Origin of the sequence: Paracoccus yeei ATCC BAA-599, from assembly GCF_000622145.1 — a bacterium.
Lineage (GTDB): Bacteria > Pseudomonadota > Alphaproteobacteria > Rhodobacterales > Rhodobacteraceae > Paracoccus > Paracoccus yeei.
This window is the reverse complement of record NZ_JHWH01000002.1, coordinates 31,098-49,637: the sequence shown is the minus strand read 5'-3', so window position 1 is coordinate 49,637 and position 18,540 is coordinate 31,098. Positions and strand designations below refer to the sequence as shown.

At 65.1% G+C, this 18,540-nt stretch carries 17 protein-coding genes and 1 tRNA gene; 13 read left to right on the top strand and 5 right to left on the bottom strand.

What is annotated here, in order from left to right:
- Positions 1–253: 253 nt before the first annotated feature.
- Positions 254–2,530 (top strand): VapE domain-containing protein, encoded by a 2,277-nt coding sequence (locus BU28_RS24085; protein WP_081791254.1) that lies wholly within the window; start codon positions 254–256, stop codon positions 2,528–2,530.
- 297 nt (positions 2,531–2,827) lie between these two features.
- Here the strand turns inward: BU28_RS24085 and BU28_RS0102465 are convergent, their stop codons facing one another.
- Positions 2,828–3,052 (bottom strand): hypothetical protein, encoded by a 225-nt coding sequence (locus BU28_RS0102465; protein ID WP_143809758.1) that lies wholly within the window; start codon positions 3,050–3,052, stop codon positions 2,828–2,830.
- A 328-nt stretch (positions 3,053–3,380) separates the two neighbouring features.
- Between BU28_RS0102465 and BU28_RS25225 the strand changes: the two genes are divergently transcribed.
- The 5 genes from BU28_RS25225 (at position 3,381) to BU28_RS0102455 (ending at position 5,722) form a co-directional block, all read left to right on the top strand.
- The gene (locus BU28_RS25225; RefSeq protein WP_143809759.1) at positions 3,381–4,154 is read left to right on the top strand and encodes a hypothetical protein; all 774 of its coding nucleotides are present in this window, start codon (positions 3,381–3,383) and stop codon (positions 4,152–4,154) included.
- A gap of 192 nt (positions 4,155–4,346) precedes the next feature.
- Complete coding sequence (locus BU28_RS25220; protein ID WP_143809760.1) at positions 4,347–4,763, top strand: hypothetical protein; 417 nt, start codon at positions 4,347–4,349, stop codon at positions 4,761–4,763.
- Positions 4,760–5,038: a hypothetical protein gene (locus BU28_RS25215; protein ID WP_143809761.1), complete on the top strand. Its 279-nt coding sequence runs from the start codon at positions 4,760–4,762 to the stop codon at positions 5,036–5,038. Before BU28_RS25220 ends, BU28_RS25215 begins: the two co-directional genes overlap by 4 nt.
- Positions 5,031–5,459: a hypothetical protein gene (locus BU28_RS25210; protein WP_143809762.1), complete on the top strand. Its 429-nt coding sequence runs from the start codon at positions 5,031–5,033 to the stop codon at positions 5,457–5,459. Before BU28_RS25215 ends, BU28_RS25210 begins: the two co-directional genes overlap by 8 nt.
- Positions 5,459–5,722 carry a hypothetical protein gene (locus BU28_RS0102455; RefSeq protein ID WP_028718035.1) on the top strand — a complete coding sequence of 88 codons (264 nt, stop codon included), beginning with the start codon at positions 5,459–5,461 and terminating at the stop codon, positions 5,720–5,722. Before BU28_RS25210 ends, BU28_RS0102455 begins: the two co-directional genes overlap by 1 nt.
- 210 nt (positions 5,723–5,932) lie before the next feature.
- On the opposite strand, the gene BU28_RS24455 is transcribed toward BU28_RS0102455, so the two are convergent.
- Positions 5,933–6,586, bottom strand: coding sequence for an NYN domain-containing protein (locus tag BU28_RS24455; RefSeq protein WP_081791253.1), 654 nt, complete (start codon positions 6,584–6,586; stop codon positions 5,933–5,935).
- 302 nt (positions 6,587–6,888) lie between these two features.
- Positions 6,889–6,978 (bottom strand) — tRNA-Ser (locus tag BU28_RS0102450).
- 149 nt (positions 6,979–7,127) lie between these two features.
- Here BU28_RS0102450 and BU28_RS0102445 point away from each other — a divergent pair.
- The 5 genes from BU28_RS0102445 (at position 7,128) to zapE (ending at position 14,402) form a co-directional block, all read left to right on the top strand.
- Positions 7,128–8,213: an NUDIX domain-containing protein gene (locus BU28_RS0102445; protein ID WP_028718034.1), complete on the top strand. Its 1,086-nt coding sequence runs from the start codon at positions 7,128–7,130 to the stop codon at positions 8,211–8,213.
- A 76-nt stretch (positions 8,214–8,289) separates the two neighbouring features.
- Complete coding sequence (locus BU28_RS0102440) at positions 8,290–9,321, top strand: cysteine synthase A (RefSeq protein WP_028718033.1); 1,032 nt, start codon at positions 8,290–8,292, stop codon at positions 9,319–9,321.
- Between the two features lie 8 nt (positions 9,322–9,329).
- Complete coding sequence (locus BU28_RS0102435; RefSeq protein WP_028718032.1) at positions 9,330–11,819, top strand: DUF3772 domain-containing protein; 2,490 nt, start codon at positions 9,330–9,332, stop codon at positions 11,817–11,819.
- Positions 11,820–11,934: 115 nt separating this feature from the next.
- Positions 11,935–13,248, top strand: coding sequence for an MFS transporter (locus tag BU28_RS0102430; protein WP_028718031.1), 1,314 nt, complete (start codon positions 11,935–11,937; stop codon positions 13,246–13,248).
- A 50-nt stretch (positions 13,249–13,298) separates the two neighbouring features.
- Complete coding sequence (gene zapE, locus BU28_RS0102425; RefSeq protein WP_028718030.1) at positions 13,299–14,402, top strand: cell division protein ZapE; 1,104 nt, start codon at positions 13,299–13,301, stop codon at positions 14,400–14,402.
- A 14-nt stretch (positions 14,403–14,416) separates the two neighbouring features.
- Here the strand turns inward: zapE and BU28_RS0102420 are convergent, their stop codons facing one another.
- Positions 14,417–15,685, bottom strand: a complete 1,269-nt coding sequence (locus BU28_RS0102420; protein WP_028718029.1) for a bifunctional folylpolyglutamate synthase/dihydrofolate synthase — start codon at positions 15,683–15,685, stop codon at positions 14,417–14,419.
- An 8-nt stretch (positions 15,686–15,693) separates the two neighbouring features.
- On the bottom strand, positions 15,694–16,623 hold the full coding sequence (accD, locus tag BU28_RS21820) for an acetyl-CoA carboxylase, carboxyltransferase subunit beta (protein WP_036761804.1): 930 nt from the start codon (positions 16,621–16,623) through the stop codon (positions 15,694–15,696).
- Positions 16,624–16,714: 91 nt separating this feature from the next.
- On the opposite strand from accD, the gene cls reads away from it, so the two are divergent.
- Entirely contained in the window at positions 16,715–18,142 is a 1,428-nt protein-coding gene (gene cls, locus BU28_RS0102410; protein WP_028718028.1) for a cardiolipin synthase, read from the top strand.
- A gap of 18 nt (positions 18,143–18,160) precedes the next feature.
- Positions 18,161–18,484, top strand: a complete 324-nt coding sequence (locus BU28_RS0102405; RefSeq protein ID WP_028718027.1) for a 4a-hydroxytetrahydrobiopterin dehydratase — start codon at positions 18,161–18,163, stop codon at positions 18,482–18,484.
- The last annotated feature ends 56 nt before the right edge of the window (positions 18,485–18,540 follow it).

Here is an 18,540-nt window from a genome sequence, read left to right as displayed (position 1 = left end):
CTATATAGAGGCGCGCTATCGTGGAATCACCGCTGATTGAGAGATAGCCGAGGCGGGCGCTACTTTCCCGAAAGGGTCTGCCGCCCGGCACCTTGAAAAACCAGTGGTCGGGCCGATGGTGGATGCCTAGGATGGTCGCCGTAATGGGTTGGATGGCCCTAAATCGGAACATCGCGATTGGTTGGATGGCCGCGCGATCAACCAACGGGTTAGCGCCCGTTTCGTCTCCAATCACACAGCGGGATTCTTCCCAATGAATACTCATGTCACGACGCCCCATGCGGGCGAACAACCGAATATTGACTTAGCAAAGTGGTTTCTTTACGAACTTCTCGGACAAAACGCGCCCGTCACAATCCGGCTCGTTTGGCAAAAAGCCGAACAATTCAAACCGGCAGGCTCCCCGAACACTCATACTTTCCACAATCCAAGCGATGCCGATTGGTGGAACATTTCGTTTCTGAACGTTCAGGGCTATTCGGTCTTTTTCTTTGTCAACGAACTGGATGGATCGGGCGGCACAAGCGATCCGAACGTGGTTCGCATCCGCGCGAACTTTGTTGATCTGGACAACATCAGCACCGCGCGCGCGATGGCGGAAATGATGATTTCGGACCTGCGCCCGTCGCTGATCGTGCAATCCAGTCCCGAAAAATTCCACCTGTACTTGCGCACGTCGCCCCATGCGGACGGGGCAGTTTCCCGGCTGACGCAACAGAAGCTTGCCGCGCGCTATGACGGCGACAGGTCTATCTGCAACCCCGCGCGCATCATGCGCCTGCCGGGATTCCTGCATCAGAAGGGCGCGCCGTTCCTTGTGCCCTGGCAGGCGTTGCAGGGCGGGCAGCACTGGACGCCCGAGGCGCTGACAGCGGCCTTGCAGGGCGTGCAGGTGGCGCAGGAAGGGGCTGACGGCGCGCGCCAGCCGCTCGGAACACTGATGCAAGCCCCGTCGCGCCAATGGCTGCAAGCTGCGATGGACGCCATAGACCCGAACGACCTGGGCCGCGACGAATGGTCCCGCGTCTATTGGGCGTTCATGCAAGCGGGCTGGGGGGTCTGCCAGCCCGAGGAACTGCGGGTCATGCTGGACGCATGGTGCGCCCGCTATGTGCGCCCCTGGGCGTCAGGCAGCGGGCAGGGAAACGACCCGAACGACAACCACGGGCTATGGCTGAACGCGGAACGCCACGGCACCAGCACGGGCCTGCCGACGATCCTGCGCGCCGTGGGGGCCGAGGCGCGGCCCGCGCTTGAAGCCGAGTTGCGCCGGTTCGACCCGGCAGCGGCCTTTGGCGGAATGCGGATTGCATTGCCCGGACAGATTGAACCGAAACGGCGATTGGATTTCTTGGACCACGACACGTCCATGAACACCCACTGCAAACCCGTATCGCAAGAAGCATATCGCATAATTCGGGATGCGCAGTTGCCGATTGGGTTTGATGAATTCAAACGCAAAGTTGCGGTGCGCGCTCAATTACCTTGGGAAAAGATAACAGCAACCAAATATCCCCGAGATTGGACGGATACAGACGATGCTTTCTTGAAAGCATATATGCAATCCGCGCCGGGTATGGCCCGAATTGCAGACAATCAAGTTCGCAACGGCCTAGTGATGTATGTTGACCGCAACAAATTCAATCCTGTTGTTGACTATCTGAACGGATTGGGATGGGACGGGATGCCGCGACTGAATGAACTATTCACGCGATACTTTAATGCGGAAAATGCGGAATTCGCGCGACTGGTTGGACCGAAATTCCTGATTGGCATGGTTGCGCGTGCGATGCAGCCCGGATGCAAGCGCGATGAAATGATTATTCTAGAAGGTGAACAGGGCGCGATGAAATCAACTGCGCTCAACATTCTTGCAGGGGATGAATACTTTTCGGACGGTTTGCCGAACCTGCATGACAAAGACGCCATGCAGCACTTGCAAGGAATGTGGCTGATCGAAATTGGCGAACTATCGGCACTCCGCAAAAGTGAAATTGAGGACGTGAAACGGTTTGTCACATCACGAACCGACAAGTTCCGTCCCGCGTATGGCCGCAACGTTGTGGAAAGCCCGAGAACGTCTGTATTCGCAGGAACCACGAACAACGACACATATTTGAAAGACCCGACCGGGGCGCGGCGGTTCTGGCCCGTTGCCTGCGGGCACATAGACCTGGACGCCCTGCGCCGCGACAGGGACCAACTGTTTGCCGAGGCGGTCGCGCGCTATCGGGCCGGGGAACGCTGGTGGCTGGACGGTGACGCGGAACAGGCGCTTGCCCGAGGCGAGACGGAACAGCGGCAAGAACGGGACGCTTGGCACGATCAGGTGACGCGGTTTGCTGAAGGAGGGGCCGCGCTCGGCTTGCCGGTGACCATGCAAGACGTGATGGCGCAATGCCTGGGCTTGGAAAGCCCGAACCTGCAAGACCGGCGCACGACCGGGCGGATTGCGGACATTCTCCGCAGCGAAGGTTTCCGACGAAAGCGATTGGTTCGTGGCGGGCCGTGGGCCTATCTCAAAAAATAGCGAAATTTCCCGCTTCGGCGGGATTTTTCATGTCTTGGACCGCGCTGCACCCACTGCACCCACTAGCACTAGCGGGTTCCTAAGAGTCAGAATCCCGTATTATGTCGTATCTCAAAAATACGGTAACTGTCACTTATCGCTATATCCCTCTTATACATTCCAGTGGGTGCAGTGGGTGCAGTGGGTGTTGCTATTGATTTAAAACGAAGTTTCTGCGCCCACTAGAAGGCAGTCCAGTGGGTGCAGTGGGTGCACCGTCCATTGGTGAAGTTGTTATAAGTTGTAGTGCTGCGCCGTTCAGCATGTAGCCTTATTGTCGGCGCGCGGCATCGTCGCCTCTATACCGCGCAAGGCGTACAGGGCGCTTTCCGCCATGAAGGGAGTGATGCGGTTACCGACGCCGCCGTCCGCGATATCGTTGAGGCGGTCCAGGATCGCGGCATCGCTGATCGGCCAGCCGTCCCGCATGAGCGACAAGGCGACAAGCCCCACGGTGAAAGCGACCATATCGCGATTCTGCATGGTTCCCCATCCGATCAACTGACGAATGCGCACCGGCTTGCATAGCTGGTCGCCGGTTGTCTGTGCCCTGGCGCACATTCGAGCCAATGGCGGTCCTTGCCTCCGCCACGATCCGCGCGCCCGCGCAGCCCGCGTTGATCGGCGCGCCTGGGCATTCCGTGCCGCCTGCTATCCCGCCTATCCAATAGGCCACTGGCGCGCTGGGGCGGGCCGTTCGAAAGGGGCGCTCCATTACAATAGGTTTGCAATTTTGTCAAGTGGTCTTGTCAGTTTTTATTAATCGTGCTTTTATTTCCGATATAGCCAAGCTGATTCCAGGATAAAAACGATGAATACCCTTAGCACAATCAAACTATCTCGCGCTGTGAACGAGCGTGGAAACATTGTCACCGCAACCGTGCCCGATGGACGAATGGGCTCCCTGTTCGTGGCGAAAGAGATTGCCGACGATCCGAAACTTGGCCCTGCGTTCAAAATGATGGAATCAACCGTAACGGAATCGTCCGAAACGTTGGTTGCACGAAATGAGGACGGTTATCATGGCAAGGCACTTGAAACCGAACGTGATACGTTCCGAGCGAAAGTTACCCCTGCTTTCCATCATGCAATCAAAGTAACGCAGGACGCGCGCTCGAACTATCATGTTCGAGTTGTTCGGACCACCGAATTCAACCGAAACGCCGAACCTAACGCATATCTGCGTCACGACCTGCGCCAACATCTGATGAAGCACGACGCAGCGACCCGCATGAAGATTCTGCTTGATTCTAACTATGACATGGCTGTGGCCGCGCTTGAAATCGGAAACGATGTGATCGGCGTTGACCAACGAGTTTGGGACGATTTCCTAGATCACGCGCGCGCCCTTATTCACATCCGGAATGCGGGAATCGACGCATCGTCGGTTCGCAAATCTACCCCTGAATTCATCAGTGCAGCGGGGACTGACCCCGATGCTGCGATGGCCCAAGCGAAAGATGCCGTCAAACGTCTGCATGAAGACGGCGAAGTTCTGGACCTTGCTGAATCCTGTCTTAAGCACGTCGCAGCGTTTATTTCCCTTTTGGCTGACAAATCAGTCGAGGAAATTTTGCCGAAATGAAAAGCGTTGTCCTAACAGCGTCCGAAACTATCAGTGCGGCACAACTTGCCGCACTGACCGGACTGTATCCGCAAAAGGCATACTATCACCGAAAAACGCGCGGCTTTCCCGCATCGCAAAATGGAATCTATCCGACAAATAGGGTGATTGCGTGGCTCCGCGCGAATGGCTGGGAAGTCAGGATTGTTTAACATGACCGATTCCACAGATGACCACATGTCAAAGGCCGTGCGAAATCCTGATGGGACTTTTGCGCGTGGACCGGGGCGAGTTCGCGGCAGCAGGAACCGTGTATCGCGTGAGGCGCTTGAAAAAGTCAAACAACTGTCCGGACAAGCGTTCGAAAAATTAGAAGAAAATCTTCAGCGCGGCGACATGCGCGCTGTCGAGTACATTCTAAATCGGGTCTTGCCTGCTGGACGCGCGTTGGAAATTGATGCAAGCGCGGAAGGAATTCGCGATCATTTGGAGCATGGCGATTTTTCCGAATCTGAAGCCCTCGCCGTCGCAAGCGTGGTTGAAAAACTGCACCGCCTCGAACGCCTAGAAATCCTAGAAGAACGCTTAAACCAGTTGCAGGCATTGCTTGAAGGTGGGTCGGTTCAATGACTCGGGCAATCGCGAAGCTGCTGGGTCGGGCCGAGGCGGCGCTTGTCGCCGCGCGGCGGCGCGTGCGGCCCGACCCGTTAGCCGGCCTAAGCCCGGTGGCCCGCCGCATGGTCCAGGCTTGGTATGCGGCACGCAGTCCTGAACAGCAGTACGCCGCATGGCTCGACGAATCTCATATTCTCTCGGGTTCGGACGTGGATATTTACGAAATCCCCGAGAACTTATCATCACGACAACTTGCAGAGTTGTACGAAAAGGTTAAAGACAATGATTGATCGCGAACACGTCATTCAAACTCCGACTGGCCAGCGTGTGCTTTATGAATTCCAACATTCGTACTGCATCGTACGAACGGCACACGGCCCGGCCAAAGGCGATATTCCACACCAGAGACTAAATTTCCTCCGTGGAATTAATAAAGCCGGATCGTCGCGCCTCCACTTCGCGCCAGATGGAATATTCCTATCGCTTCGCCAACTGTTTGCGGCAATGTATAGCTGGGTATATCCCCGCAGCGCCGCAACATTGAAAGACGCGATGGACGCCCTTTTTTGGCACCCTGTTGCAGCGCATGACGCATTCGTTCACTTGTTTGCCACCGATAATGAGTTCTTGGCAAATATGTCTCGCATGGGCGGATATGATCGTGCGAATCGCGTAATTTATAATTTCATCAGAAAGTCAGAGGTGAATTGATGCGTCCCGGCGATGGCAGGGCAGACCGCGCGCTTTGGTGCGCGGTCATCGCCACGGCGCTGAACGACGCGCTGAAGGGCCGGGCCGGATCGCTCGATCAAGTGACCGCTGATCGGTGGTTTCGTTCCGGCCCGGATTTGCTGATCGTGTGCGAACTGGCAGGGCTGGACGGTCCCGCGTTGCGTCAGGCTTATCTGGCCGGATCGGTGCGGCCCGAGTTGATGCGCGCCGAACGTCGCCGCGACATGGAAGTTGCGGAATGAGCCTGCCGCTCGGGACCAAACGAACCACCGCTAAGGGACCGCGCATCATCGTGCCCGGAACCAAGATCGCCGCGCCGCCGATCTTGAAGCCGGGCGGTTAGGACGGGGGAACGCATCGGTGAAGGGGCGTGCCTGTGCAATCTGATCGTCCGCCAGTGTCCTTGCGGGGGCTAAAGCACGCCGAAGAAGCAGAATCAACGAGTCCTGACTCTAAGTGCCCGGGGGTCGCTTAACCTGCTGCTGTATCTTTGGCATCAAGTCCTTAATATTGAAGTTTGCCCAACACTTCTGCGACAAGTGGCTACCCTTCGGCGGGAAAGTGGCATGAACAACTTTGATTCCCTTAGTTTGCAGAAACTCTGCAACTGGAACGAAGTCACGGTCTGATGAAACCAAGACGGCAACGTCATAAGCGTTAGCCCAAGCAAGACTGATCATATCGGCGACAATTCGTGTATCTACACCTTTTTCTTCGGTGCCGCGCATGTCAGCTTTGCAAGCAGCGCATTCCGTCGCTTCAGTCTGGCACTGTGGGCACTTGGGATACCCCATCTTCTTTTGACGCTCCACAAGAACGACGTGCGTCCCAGGCATTCGGTCAAGCTTGTTGGTGAACCAGTTTTTCAGCTTCACATCTTGTTGCTTGTTCGGATCAAATGACCCGTAAACATGTATCGCTTCAAAGATAGGCCGGGCTGAGGGGTCAACCAAACGTGCAGCTTCAGCCGTGAACAGCGGCCCGACTGGTCCCCAATCCACCATGAAGGTGTTGTCTTCCCGACGAAGTGAGAGACTGAAGTTCCAGAAATCTACAAAAATTCTTACGCGGAGAGGGCCAGCTTGAGCGGGAACTTGTAACGTCATGGACTTTCACAAATGAATACGGGGACGCCTGAGCGCCCCCGGGGTCATTAAGTTCGGTTACCCGTGACCGACGATGCGGGCGGGTTTCCGACGGGTCGTTATGTGTGGATAGATATCATTCGCATCGCTCTAGTCAAGAGATGGTTGAATAGAATTTTACACTCAGTCCAACGTCGGAGCACACAGATAGCATGTTGCCAGCCGTGGCGAGGCGCATTGAATCCGGGTGGATAGGCGGGATGATGCGCGGTCTGGCCGATGGGCCGTTAAGATGCTGATTTTTATGGGAAATTTTAGCCAAATGGCGGAGAGGGTGGGATTCGAACCCACGGAACCCGTGAAGGCTCAACGGTTTTCGAGACCGCCCCGTTCGACCACTCCGGCACCTCTCCGCGCTTGGGTGGTGGCGGGGATTTAGACGGGGCGGGGTTGAAGCGCAAGGGGCTTTCCGCGAAAAAGCGGCGAAATCCGTCACACCCATGTCCCGCAGGTGCGCCATGCCGAAATCCGTCCTGATCCGCTCCGTTCCGGCGGGCGCGCGATGATCTTTCTGGTGGGGGCGCTGGCCCATCCCGTGCTGCGCATGCGGCTTGCGCCCGGCGCGGTCGAGGTCGAGGGGCTGCCCGGCCATGCGCTGCAGGGCGGGCAGGGCGCGGGCATCGCGCCGGACGGCTGGCCCGCGCTGGTCCCCGCCCAAGGGCGGGTGCCGCTGTGGCGGACCGACTGGACCCCGGCGCTGACCCGCTATGCGCACATCTTCGGCCTCGAGCCGGTGGCGGTCGCCGGGCGCGACATCCTGGGCGTCGCCGCCCGCGCGCGGGAAGGCGCCGGGCGCTGGGACCCCGAGCTTGCCGCCGCGCTGGCCGATCACCTGCTCGCGCTGCCGCCCGACCGGCCGGCCGGGGCGGTGCGGGCGCGGCTGCCCCTGATCGCGGCCTGGGTCGCCTCGACCCTGCGGGCGGCGCGCGACAGCCGCGACCTGCCGGCTCTGGGCCCGGCGGGGGACGACCGGCTGCAGGTGCTGGCGGTCGAGGAGCCCTATGCGGAATTCTTCTCGGTCCAGGAAATCATCCTGCGCCACCGCCGGCACCGGGGCGGCTGGACGCCCGAGGTGCTGCGCGCGGTCTTCGTCTCGGGCGATGCGGCGGTGGTGCTGCCTTGGGACCCGCTGCGCGACCGGGTGCTGCTGATCGACCAGTTCCGCGCCGGGCCCGCCGCGCGGGGCGACCGCCAGCCCTGGTTCTGGGAAGCCCCCGCCGGCCGCGTCGATCCGACCGAGACGCCCGAGCAGGCCGTGTTGCGCGAGGCCATCGAGGAAACCGGCCTGGCCATCGACCGCCTGATCCCCGGTCCCCACAACTATCCCAGCCCCGGCCTGCTGGCCGAGTTCCTGTATCTTTACGTCGGCATCGCCGATCTGCCCGACGACGTGGCGGGCTTCGGTGGCCTCGATACCGAGAACGAGGACATCCGCAGCCAGCTTCTTCCCCGCGCCGAACTGACGCGGATGGCGTTGGCGGGGCAGGTCAGGAACGGGCCCCTGCTATCGCTTGCGCTGTGGCTGGAACTGAACCAGCAGAAGATTCGCATGGAACTTGGGCAGGATAAGCCGGGTTTGATCCCCTGACCCCGGGCGGGGCGGGGTTGCCGCCCGCCGGCGCCCGCGTGTAAACCGGGGCGACCACTTCGCGAAAGGCCACGCCATGCGCATCTGCCCCGACCTCGCCTCTGCCATCGGCAACACGCCCCTGATCCGGCTGCGCCGCGCCTCCGAGGAAACGGGGTGCGAGATCCTGGGCAAGGCCGAGTTCATGAACCCCGGCCAGTCGGTCAAGGACCGCGCCGCGCTTTACATCATCCAGGACGCCGTGGCGCGGGGCGAGCTGAAGCCCGGCGGCACCATCGTCGAGGGCACTGCCGGCAACACCGGCATCGGCCTGGCCTTGGTCGGCGCCTCGATGGGCTTCCGCAGCGTCATCGTGATCCCGGAAACCCAAAGCCAAGAGAAAAAGGACATGCTGCGCCTGGCCGGGGCCGAACTGGTCGAGGTGCCGGCCCAGCCCTACAAGAACCCCAACAACTACGTCCGATACTCGGGCCGGCTGGCCGAGGAACTGGCCAGGACCGAGCCCAACGGCGCGATCTGGGCCAACCAGTTCGACAACACCGCGAACCGCCGCGCCCATCTGGAAACCACCGGGCCCGAGATCTGGGAACAGACCGGCGGCAAGGTCGACGGCTTCATCTGCGCGGTCGGCTCGGGCGGCACGCTGGCGGGCGTCGCCGACGCGCTGCAACCCAAGGGCGTCAAGATCGGCCTGGCCGACCCCGAGGGCGCGGCGCTTTACAGCTTCTACACCGAAGGGGTCTTCGAAAGCCCCGGCTCCTCCATCACCGAGGGCATCGGCCAGGGCCGCATCACCGCGAACCTGGAAGGCCTCACCCCCGATTTCGCCTATCGCATCCCCGATGCCGAGGCGCTGCCGGTGATCTTCGACCTCTTGGAACACGAAGGGCTGTGCCTGGGCGGCTCCTCGGGGATCAACGTCGCGGGGGCCATTCGCATGGCGCGCGACATGGGGCCCGGTCACACCATCGTGACGGTGCTGTGCGATTACGGCACGCGTTACCAGACCAAGCTGTTCAACCCCGACTTCCTGCACGCCAAGGGCCTGCCCGTGCCCCGCTGGATGGCGCGCAAACCCGCCGATCTGCCCGAGGTTTTCGAGGACTGATATCCCGCATGACACGTCTGAATGCTCTGGTCACGGCGCTGCTGCTGTGCCTGTCGATGGTTCTTGGAGGCGCCGCGCTGGCACAGGACCAGCCGCAGGCCCCGAATTACGACGCCTGGAACAAGCTGGCCGACCAGACCGAGGACATTCTGGAATCCGGCCAGGCCAATGATACCCGGCTGCAATCCATCCGCGAACAGGTCGTGCAGTGGCGCGACCGCTTCAAGGCGGCCGAAGGGACGAACAGCACCCGCATCGCGACGCTCAAGGACCAGATCGCCGCCTTGGGGCCAGCCCCTGCCGAAGGCCAGACCGAATCCGACGATATCGCCGCCCGCCGCAAGGAACTGAACGACCAGCTTTCCGAATTGCAGGCGCCGGGGCTGAAGGCGGTCGAGGCCTTTGGCCGCGCCGACGCGATCATCCAGCAGATCGACCAGACCATCCGGCAGCGCCAGACCTATGCGCTGATCCGGCAGACACCCTCGCCGCTGAACCCGGCGAACTGGGCGCCCGCCGTGACCGAGGCGGTGGATATCAGCAGGAATGTCGCGACCGAGGTCAGCGCCCGCTGGGACGACTACGGCTCGGGGCCGGATGGCCGGTCGCGGATGCTGGTGACGCTGGGCTTCCTGCTGGCGGCGCTGCTGCTGTTGTCGCGCGGGCGGCTCTGGGTCGATTCCCTGCCGCAACGCCTGTCGGCGCGGGCCAGCGAACGGTCGCGGGCCGCGGTGGTCTTTGCCGTCTCGCTCAGCCAGATCGCGATTCCGTTCTTCGGCGTGCTGCTGGCGACGGCGGCGCTGGTGTCGACGGGGCTGTTCAGCGACTGGGGCCGGCCGCTGCTGCTGTCCATCCCCGGCGCGGGCCTGTCGCTGTTCGGCGGCATCTGGCTGGTCGGGCGGCTGTTTCCCGAACCCGGGGCGGGCGGCTCGCTCCCGCTGCCCCTGAACGACGACACGCGGCGCCAGGCGGCGTTCCGCGCCTCGATGCTGGCCTTGGCGATGGCGCTGCACCAGCTGTTCTCGCGCTCGGTGCTGCCGCTGGCCGGGTTCCACAGCCAGAACGACAGCGAAACCGTGCCCCAGCGCCTCAGCGAGGCCTCGGCCGGGGTCTGGCACTTCCTGATGATCCTGCTGGGCGCCTTCTTCCTGTTCCAGCTGTGCAACATCCTGCGCCGCATCCGCCCGGTCGAGGGCGAGCCGCAGAACTATCGCATCCGCATCGTGGCCTTCCTGGGCATGGCCGGGCGGATCGTCGCGCTGGCCGCGCCGATCGCTGCGGCGGCGGGCTATGTGACCGGGGCCAACGCGGCGCTCTGGTCGTCGGTCATGACGCTGGGACTGGTCGGCCTGCTCATCATCCTGCAGGACTTCATCGCCGATCTTTACGCCATGGCCACCGGGGGCGACCAGTCGGCGCGCGACGCGCTGATGCCGGTGCTGGTCGGCTTTGCGCTGGTGGTGCTGTCGCTGCCGCTGTTCGCCCTGATCTGGGGCGCCCGGCCCAGCGACCTGGCCGAGGCATGGTCACGCGCGCAGCAGGGCTTCAGCTTTGGCGGCGTGCGCCTGTCGCCCATGGCGATGCTGACCTTCGTCATCGTCTTTGCCATCGGCTATTCGCTGACCAGCTTCGTGCAGGGCGCGTTCCGCAGCTCGATCCTGCCCAAGACGCGGCTGGACACGGGCGGGCAGAACGCGGTCGTGTCGATGATCGGCTATGTGGGCCTCGCGCTCGCGGCGGTCTTTGCCATCACCTCGGCCGGGATCGACCTGACCTCGCTGGCCTTCGTCGCGGGTGCGCTGTCGGTCGGCATCGGTTTCGGCATGCAGCAGGTGGTGTCGAACTTCGTCTCGGGCATCATCCTGCTGGTCGAGCGGCCCATCGCCGTCGGCGACTGGATCGAGGTCGGCGGCCAGCAGGGCGTCGTGAAAAAGATGGCGGTGCGCGCCACCCAGATCCAGACCTTCGACCGCACCCAGATCGTGGTGCCGAACTCGAACCTCATCACCCAGCCGGTGACGAACTGGACGCGCAACAACCTGTCGGGCCGCATCATCGTGCCGCTGACCGTGGGCGTTCCCACCGATCACCGGCTGGTCGCCCAGCTGCTGCGCGAGATCGCCGAGGATCAGCCCACCGTGCTGATCAACCCCGCCCCCGCCGTCCTTTTGCGCAGCATCACGCCCTCGGGGCAGAACTGGGAACTGCGGGCGATGCTGTCGGACATCAACGGCGGGGTGGGCGTGGTCTCGGAAATCAACCAGCAGATCCTGGACCGCTTCCCCGCGGCAGGCATCATCCTGCCGGGCAGCACGCGCGGGGCGCAGGACATCTTCCTGCACCCGGCCGAAAAACCCGCCGCCCCGGCCCCCGACGACCACAAGGGCGACGATGCGGCGGCCCCGGCCGCGCTGCCGGACCCGTCCGAGGATCTGGCCTCGAACGAGGGCGCGGCCTTCGGTCCCTCGGGCCAGCAGCCCGCCCGCGACCGGGGCTGACGCCCGGCACCGCGCCCGCCGTCCCCGGGCGCGGGTGAAGTCCGGGTTCGCGCTGGAAATTCCTGCCGAGGTATGGGCAAATGCCGCCAGTGATTTCGGCTGGACGGGGCAGGCCATGCAGATGACCATCGACGAGGCGCTGGCGCAGGGGGGCGCTGGTTCGTTCCAGCGCCGGCTTCTGGGCATCTTCGGGCTGGTCTGGGCGGCGGATGCGATGCAGGTCATCGCCATCGGCTTCACCGCCGCCTCGATCGCGGCCAGTTTCGGCCTGACCGTGCCGCAGGCGCTCCAGACCGGGACGCTGTTCTTCCTGGGCATGTTCGCGGGCGCGACCCTGTTCGGCCGCATCGCCGACCGGATCGGACGGCGCAACGTCCTGCTTCTGACGGTGGCCTGCGATGCGGTCTTTGGCCTGGCGTCGGTCTTCGCGACCGACTTCACCATGCTTGTGGCGCTGCGCTTCCTGACCGGGATGGCGGTGGGCGGCACGCTGCCCGTCGACTACGCCATGATGGCCGAATTCCTGCCGCCCCGGAACCGGGGCCGCTGGCTGGTCTGGCTGGAAGGCTTCTGGGCGCTGGGCACCATCGTCATCGCCCTGACCGCCTGGGCCGCGCACAGCCTGGGTGCCGAGGAGCCCTGGCGCTGGATCTTTGCCGTCGCCGCGCTGCCCGCGCTGATCGGGGTCTGGCTGCGCCTCTGGGTGCCGGAATCGCCCATGTATCTGCTGCGCAAGGGGGACGAGGCCGGGGCGCGCCGCGTGCTCGACCGGGTGCTGGCGGCGAATGGCGCGCCGGCGCTGCAGGCCGGCACCCGCCTGGTCGCGCCGGTGCTGCCCGGCACGGGCCAGGGGCTGTTCGGCCCCGAACTGCGCAACCGCAGCATCGCGATCTTTGCGACCTGGTTCTTGGTCTCGCTGTCCTATTACGGGGTGTTCGTCTGGCTGCCCTCGGAACTGGTCAAGGGCGGCATGGGCTTCGTGCGCGGCCACGGCTTCCTGGTGCTGCTGGCCTTGGCCCAGATCCCCGGCTATGCGCTGGCCGCCCACGGGGTCGAGGCCTGGGGCCGCAAGCTGACCCTGCAGGTTTTCCTGCTGCTCAGCGCGGTCGCCTGCTTCCTTTTCACCATCGCCGCCAGCCCCTGGCTGATCGCCGCCTCGCTCATGGTGATGAGCTTTGCACTGCTGGGCACCTGGGGCGCGCTTTACGCCTTCACGCCCGAGCTTTACCCGACCGGCCTGCGCGGCACCGGGATGGGCACGGCCAGCGCAGTCGCGCGGGTGGGCGGGCTTCTGGCGCCGTCGCTGCTGGCCAGCGTGGTCGCGCGCGGCTTCGGCGTCGCCATCGGGGTCTTTGCCGCGCTCCTGGTGCTGGCGGCGCTGATGACCCTGCTGATCCGGGCCGAGACGCGCAACCAGGCCATCGGCTAGGGCGCCGCCGCCCCTTGCCTTTCCCCCGCGCGAATGGCTAGTGCGGCGCCATGACCACCGTATCCGTCCTTTACGAGGCCCGCGTCCGCGCCGGCCAGCTGGAACCCGACGCGGCGCAGCGCGGCGTCCTGCCCGCGCTCGACCGCCTGGTGCGCGACCTGGGCGCGGCCGCCCCGCCGCCGCAGCCGCAGAAATCGGGCTGGTTCGGCAAGCTCCTGGGCGGGGGCGCGTCCGATCCCGCGCCGCCGGTCCGCGGCATCTACCTGTGGGGCGGCGTCGGTCGCGGCAAGTCCATGCTGATGGACCTGGTGGCCGAAGCCGCGCCCACCCCGCAAAAGCGGCGCGTGCATTTCCACGAATTCATGCAGGAAATCCAGGCCGGCCTGAACCGCGCCCGCCAGGCCGGCCAGCAGGACGCCGTGCGCCCCGTCGCCCTGGAGGTCGCCGCCACCACCCGGCTTTTGTGCTTTGACGAAATGCAGATCACCGACATCGCCGACGCGATGATCGTGGGCCGGCTGTTCCAGATCCTGTTCGAACAGGGCGTGACCATCGTCACCACCTCGAACCGCGTCCCCGAGGACCTGTACAAGAACGGCCTGAACCGCCAGCTGTTCCTGCCCTTCATCGCGCTGATCCGCGAGCGGCTTGAGGTGATCGAGCTGGCCAGCCCCACCGACCACCGCCAGGACCGGGACGAGGGCGCGCAGGTCTGGTTCTCGCCCGACGACAGCATCGCGCGCGGGGCGCTGGACGCGATCTGGACGCACGAGACGGGCGGCCAGCCGGAAACCCCGCTGGTCCTCGACATCAAGGGCCGCAAGGTCGAACTGCCCCGGCACGTCGGCCGCGCGGCGCGCGCCAGCTTCTGGGACCTCTGCGGCAGGCCGCTCGGGCCCGGCGACTACCTGACCATCGCCCAGGCGCTCGATGTGCTGCTGATCGACGCCATCCCGCGCCTGTCGCAATCGAACTACAACGAGGCCAAGCGTTTCGTCACCCTGATCGACGCGCTTTACGAGGCCCGCGTCCGGTTGATCGCCAGCGCCGCCGACGACCCTGAACGGCTGTATGCCGAGGGCGAGGGCGCCTTCGAATTCGAACGCACCGCCAGCCGCCTGCGCGAGATGCGCGACGCCGACTGGGGGCGCTAGGGGGCCGCCAGGCCTCAGCCGTTCTCGCGCAGCACCCGTCCCGCCAGGTAAAGCGAGCCGCAGATCAGGATGCGCGCGCCGGGATGGGCGGCGGCGATCCCCGCGACCGCCGCGCCCACATCGGGCGCCGTCGTGGCAGGCAGCCCCGCCTGCGCTGCAAAACCGGCGGTCTCCTCGGCGGGCAGGGTGTTCGGCTCGCCAGGAATGGCCACGGCGGTCAGGCTTTGCGCCACGCCCGCCAAGGGGCGCATGTAACCCAGCACGTCCTTGGTGTTCAGCATGCCGCAGACCAGATGCGTCGGCCGTGCGGGCATCGCGGCCAGGGTCGCGGCCACCGCCTCGCCCCCGGCCGGGTTGTGCCCGCCGTCCAGCCACAATTCGCACCCGCCCGCCGCCTCGACCAGCGGGCCGCGCACCAGGCGCTGCATCCGCGCGGGCCATTCGGCGCGGGTCACGGCGGCCACGGCCTCGGGTTCGCCAAAGCCCAACTCGCGCAGCGCGGCGATGGCGGTGCCGGCGTTCTGGAACTGGTGCGGCCCCGGCAGCACCGGTGGCGGCAGGTCCAAAAGCCCGCGCTGGTCGAAATAGACCAGCCGGCCGTGTTCGGCGTAAGCGTCCCAGTCCTGCCGCGCGATCAACAGGGGCGCGCCCAGCGCCTCGGCCCGCGCCTCGATCACCGCACGCGCGGGCGCCTCCTGCGGGCCGACGATCACCGGCACGCCGCGCTTGATGATCCCGGCCTTTTCGCCGGCGATCTCGGGCAGGGTCTCGCCCAGGTATTGCGTGTGGTCGATGCTGATCGGGGTGATGACGCTCAGCCGCGGGGCGGCGATCACGTTCGTCGCGTCCAGCCGCCCGCCCAGGCCCACCTCCAGCAGCGTGTAATCGGCCGCCACGCGCGAGAACGCCAGGAAGGCCGCCGCCGTTGTGATCTCGAAGAAGGTGATCGGCGCGCCGCCGTTCGCCGCCTCGCATTCCTCCAGCGTGGCGGCCAGATCCGCCTCGGCGATCAGCGCGCCCGCCAGCCGGATGCGTTCGTGAAACTGCGCCAGATGCGGCGAGGTATAGGCGTGGACCTGCTTGCCCGCCGCCTCCAGCCCCGCGCGGATCATCGCCTGGGTCGAGCCCTTGCCGTTCGTCCCGGCGATGTGGATGACCGGCGGGATGCGCCGTTCGGGGTGGTCCAGCGCCGCCAGCAGCCGTTCCATCCGGTCCAGCGACAGGTCGATGACCTTCGGGTGCAGCGCCATCAGCCGCGCCAGGATCGCGTCCGACGATGTCATCGCGCGGCTCAGGCCGGGTTCGCTTCGGCCGCCTCGGGGGCGGGGGCGGGGATCGGGCCGGGCGCGGGCAGGTCGCCCGCCACCGGCGCGGGCAGGTTGCCCACCATGCGCAGGATGCCGACCAGCTCCTCGCGCAGCTTCTTGCGATGGGTCACCCGGTCCAGCATGCCGTGCTCCAGCAGGTATTCGGCGCGCTGGAAGCCCTCGGGCAGCTTTTCGCGGATGGTCTGCTCGATCACGCGCGGCCCGGCGAAGCAGATCAGCGCATTGGGCTCGGCGATCTGGATGTCGCCCAGCATGGCATAGCTGGCGGTGACGCCGCCGGTCGTCGGATGGGTCAGCACGACGATATAGGGCAGGCCCGCTTCCTTCAGCATCTCGACGGCGACGGTGGTGCGGGGCATCTGCATCAGGGACAGGATGCCTTCCTGCATCCGCGCGCCGCCCGCAGCGGAAAACAGCACCAGCGGACGGCGCAGCGCCACCGCGCGCTCGGCGGCGGCGATGATGGCGTTGCCGACATACATGCCCATCGACCCGCCCATGAAGGAAAAGTCCTGCGCCGCCATGACGACGGGGGTGCGGCCCATCTCGCCCTCGGCGACCAGCATGGCCTCCTTCTCGCCGGTGGCCTTCTGCGCGGCCTTCATCCGGTCGGGATACTTCTTCTGGTCGCGGAACTGCAGCGGGTCGGCGACCGGCTCGGGGACCTTGACCTCGTTGAACACGCCGCCGTCGAACAGGGCGGCAAAGCGGGCGCGCGGGCTGATCGCCAGGTGGTGGTCGCAGTTGGTGCAGACGTTCAGGTTCTCGGCCAGTTCGCGGTGAAACAGCATGGTCCCGCATTCGGGGCACTTGGTCCACAGGTTCTCGGGCACTTCGCGGCGCGAGAACAGCGAATTGATGCGCGGACGCACATAGTTGGTGATCCAGTTCATCCGGGGGCCCCTTGCGGCTCAGGTCTGGCCCGTGACTTAGGCAAAACCGCGCGGAATTGCAATTCCACGCGGGCCGGGCTTTGATGCGCGGATGTGGACCCAAGCGCTCGTGTTCCTTCACTACGCCGTCGCCCTGGCCGTGTCCGTGCGGGTGCTTCTGCGTCCCCGGCTGGAACCCTCGGTCCGCCTGTCCTGGATCCTGGTGATCGAACTTGTGCCCCTGGTCGGGATCCTCGCCTATGTCCTGTTCGGAGAGATCCGGATGCGCGGCGCCGAGGTCGAGACCATGGCCAACGTCCGCTCGCGCCTGTCGGGCCTGTGGAAGCCCAGCCCCGAACTGGTGCGCCACGCCCCCGATTTCGCGGCCCCGATCATCGCGGCGAATCGCGCGACCACGGGCTTCGGCGCGGTCGCCGGCAACCGCGCGGCGCTGCTGGCCGAGGACGACAGCGCCATCGCCGACCTCGTGGCCGCCATCGACGGGGCGCGCGACCACGTCCACATGCTGTTCTACATCTGGCTCGACGATGCCTCGGGCCGGGCGGTGGCGCAGGCCGCGATCCGCGCCGCCGGGCGCGGCGTCAAGGTCCGCGCGGTGATCGATGCCTTCGGCTCGCGCGCGTTCAGCTACTCGGAAAGCTGGCGGGCGATGCGGGCGGGCGGCGTCGAATGCGTCGAGGCGCTGCCCCTGGGCCTGCCCATCGTCGGCGGGCTGTCCCAGCGCATGGACCTGCGCAACCACCGCAAGATCGTGGTGATCGACCATGCCATCGGCTTTACCGGCAGCCGCAACTGCGCCGACATGGCCTTCGCGATCAAGCCGCGCTTCGCCCCCTGGATCGACATCCTGTTGCGCATCGAGGGGCCGGTGGTGCGCCAGATGCAGGCCGTCTTCCTGCAGGACTGGATGAGCTATACCGGCGAGGACCTGGGCGACATGCTGCTGATGGTGCCCCCGGTTAACGCCCCGGGCGAGATCAGCCAGGTCGTGTCGACCGGCCCGGACGACCGCCAGGGGTCGCTCTCGGACTGCATGGTGACGATGATCCACGCCGCCCGCGACCGGCTGGTCATCACGACGCCCTATTACGTGCCCGACGCCTCGCTGGACACGGCGATCCGCACGGCGGCGCGGCGCGGGGTCGACGTGACCATGATCCTGCCCGCGAGGAACGACAGCCTGGTCGTGCAGGCCACCTCCGAGGGGTTCTACTACGGTCTCGTCTCGGCGGGGGTGAAACTCATGCTGTTCCACGGCGGGCTTCTGCATTCCAAGATCATCACCGTGGACGGCCGCATGGCGATGATCGGCAGCGCCAACATGGACCGCCGCAGCTTCGAGCTGAACTATGAAATGAACATGCTGTTCGTGGGCGACGACCTGACGGCGGTGCTGGACGCCCGCCAGATGACCTATATCGAGCGTGCCGAATCGATCACCATCGGCGAGATCCGCGCCTGGTCGGTGTGGCGCCGGCTGCGCAACAACCTGCTGGCGCTGGCCGCGCCCATCCTGTGACCCGGAAAGGGGGACCCCATGACACTGGCCCGGCAACCGATCACCCAGGGCGCGCACCGGCTGGAGCCCGAAACGCTGGCCGCGCGGCTGGCCGAACTGCCCGGCTGGACGCTGACCCCGGACGGCGACGCCATCCGCCGGACCTGGCGGCTGCGCGACTTCCGCCAGGCGGCGGCCCTGGCCAATGTCGTGGCCTGGCAGGCCGAGGCGGCCAACCACCACCCCGACATCGCCTTCGGCTGGGGCCATGCCAGCGTCGCCTTCACCACCCATTCCGCCAAGGGGGTGACGCTGAACGACCTGATCATGGCCGCCCGGCTGAACCTTGCCCTGCCCGACTAGGCGGCACCCGGCCCGGGCACCCGCGCTTTCGGCGCCGGCCCCCTTGCCCCGGTCGC

What these genes read in the sequence shown, in the direction of transcription:
- BU28_RS24085 (WP_081791254.1), top strand. Translation starts at nt 254, where the DNA reads ATGAATACTCATGTCACGACGCCCCATGCGGGCGAACAACCGAATATT.
- BU28_RS0102465 (WP_143809758.1), bottom strand. Translation starts at nt 3,052, where the DNA reads ATGCAGAATCGCGATATGGTCGCTTTCACCGTGGGGCTTGTCGCCTTG.
- BU28_RS25225 (WP_143809759.1), top strand. Translation starts at nt 3,381, where the DNA reads ATGAATACCCTTAGCACAATCAAACTATCTCGCGCTGTGAACGAGCGT.
- BU28_RS25220 (WP_143809760.1), top strand. Translation starts at nt 4,347, where the DNA reads ATGACCGATTCCACAGATGACCACATGTCAAAGGCCGTGCGAAATCCT.
- BU28_RS25215 (WP_143809761.1), top strand. Translation starts at nt 4,760, where the DNA reads ATGACTCGGGCAATCGCGAAGCTGCTGGGTCGGGCCGAGGCGGCGCTT.
- BU28_RS25210 (WP_143809762.1), top strand. Translation starts at nt 5,031, where the DNA reads ATGATTGATCGCGAACACGTCATTCAAACTCCGACTGGCCAGCGTGTG.
- BU28_RS0102455 (WP_028718035.1), top strand. Translation starts at nt 5,459, where the DNA reads ATGCGTCCCGGCGATGGCAGGGCAGACCGCGCGCTTTGGTGCGCGGTC.
- BU28_RS24455 (WP_081791253.1), bottom strand. Translation starts at nt 6,586, where the DNA reads ATGACGTTACAAGTTCCCGCTCAAGCTGGCCCTCTCCGCGTAAGAATT.
- BU28_RS0102445 (WP_028718034.1), top strand. Translation starts at nt 7,128, where the DNA reads ATGATCTTTCTGGTGGGGGCGCTGGCCCATCCCGTGCTGCGCATGCGG.
- BU28_RS0102440 (WP_028718033.1), top strand. Translation starts at nt 8,290, where the DNA reads ATGCGCATCTGCCCCGACCTCGCCTCTGCCATCGGCAACACGCCCCTG.
- BU28_RS0102435 (WP_028718032.1), top strand. Translation starts at nt 9,330, where the DNA reads ATGACACGTCTGAATGCTCTGGTCACGGCGCTGCTGCTGTGCCTGTCG.
- BU28_RS0102430 (WP_028718031.1), top strand. Translation starts at nt 11,935, where the DNA reads ATGCAGATGACCATCGACGAGGCGCTGGCGCAGGGGGGCGCTGGTTCG.
- zapE (WP_028718030.1), top strand. Translation starts at nt 13,299, where the DNA reads ATGACCACCGTATCCGTCCTTTACGAGGCCCGCGTCCGCGCCGGCCAG.
- BU28_RS0102420 (WP_028718029.1), bottom strand. Translation starts at nt 15,685, where the DNA reads ATGACATCGTCGGACGCGATCCTGGCGCGGCTGATGGCGCTGCACCCG.
- accD (WP_036761804.1), bottom strand. Translation starts at nt 16,623, where the DNA reads ATGAACTGGATCACCAACTATGTGCGTCCGCGCATCAATTCGCTGTTC.
- cls (WP_028718028.1), top strand. Translation starts at nt 16,715, where the DNA reads ATGTGGACCCAAGCGCTCGTGTTCCTTCACTACGCCGTCGCCCTGGCC.
- BU28_RS0102405 (WP_028718027.1), top strand. Translation starts at nt 18,161, where the DNA reads ATGACACTGGCCCGGCAACCGATCACCCAGGGCGCGCACCGGCTGGAG.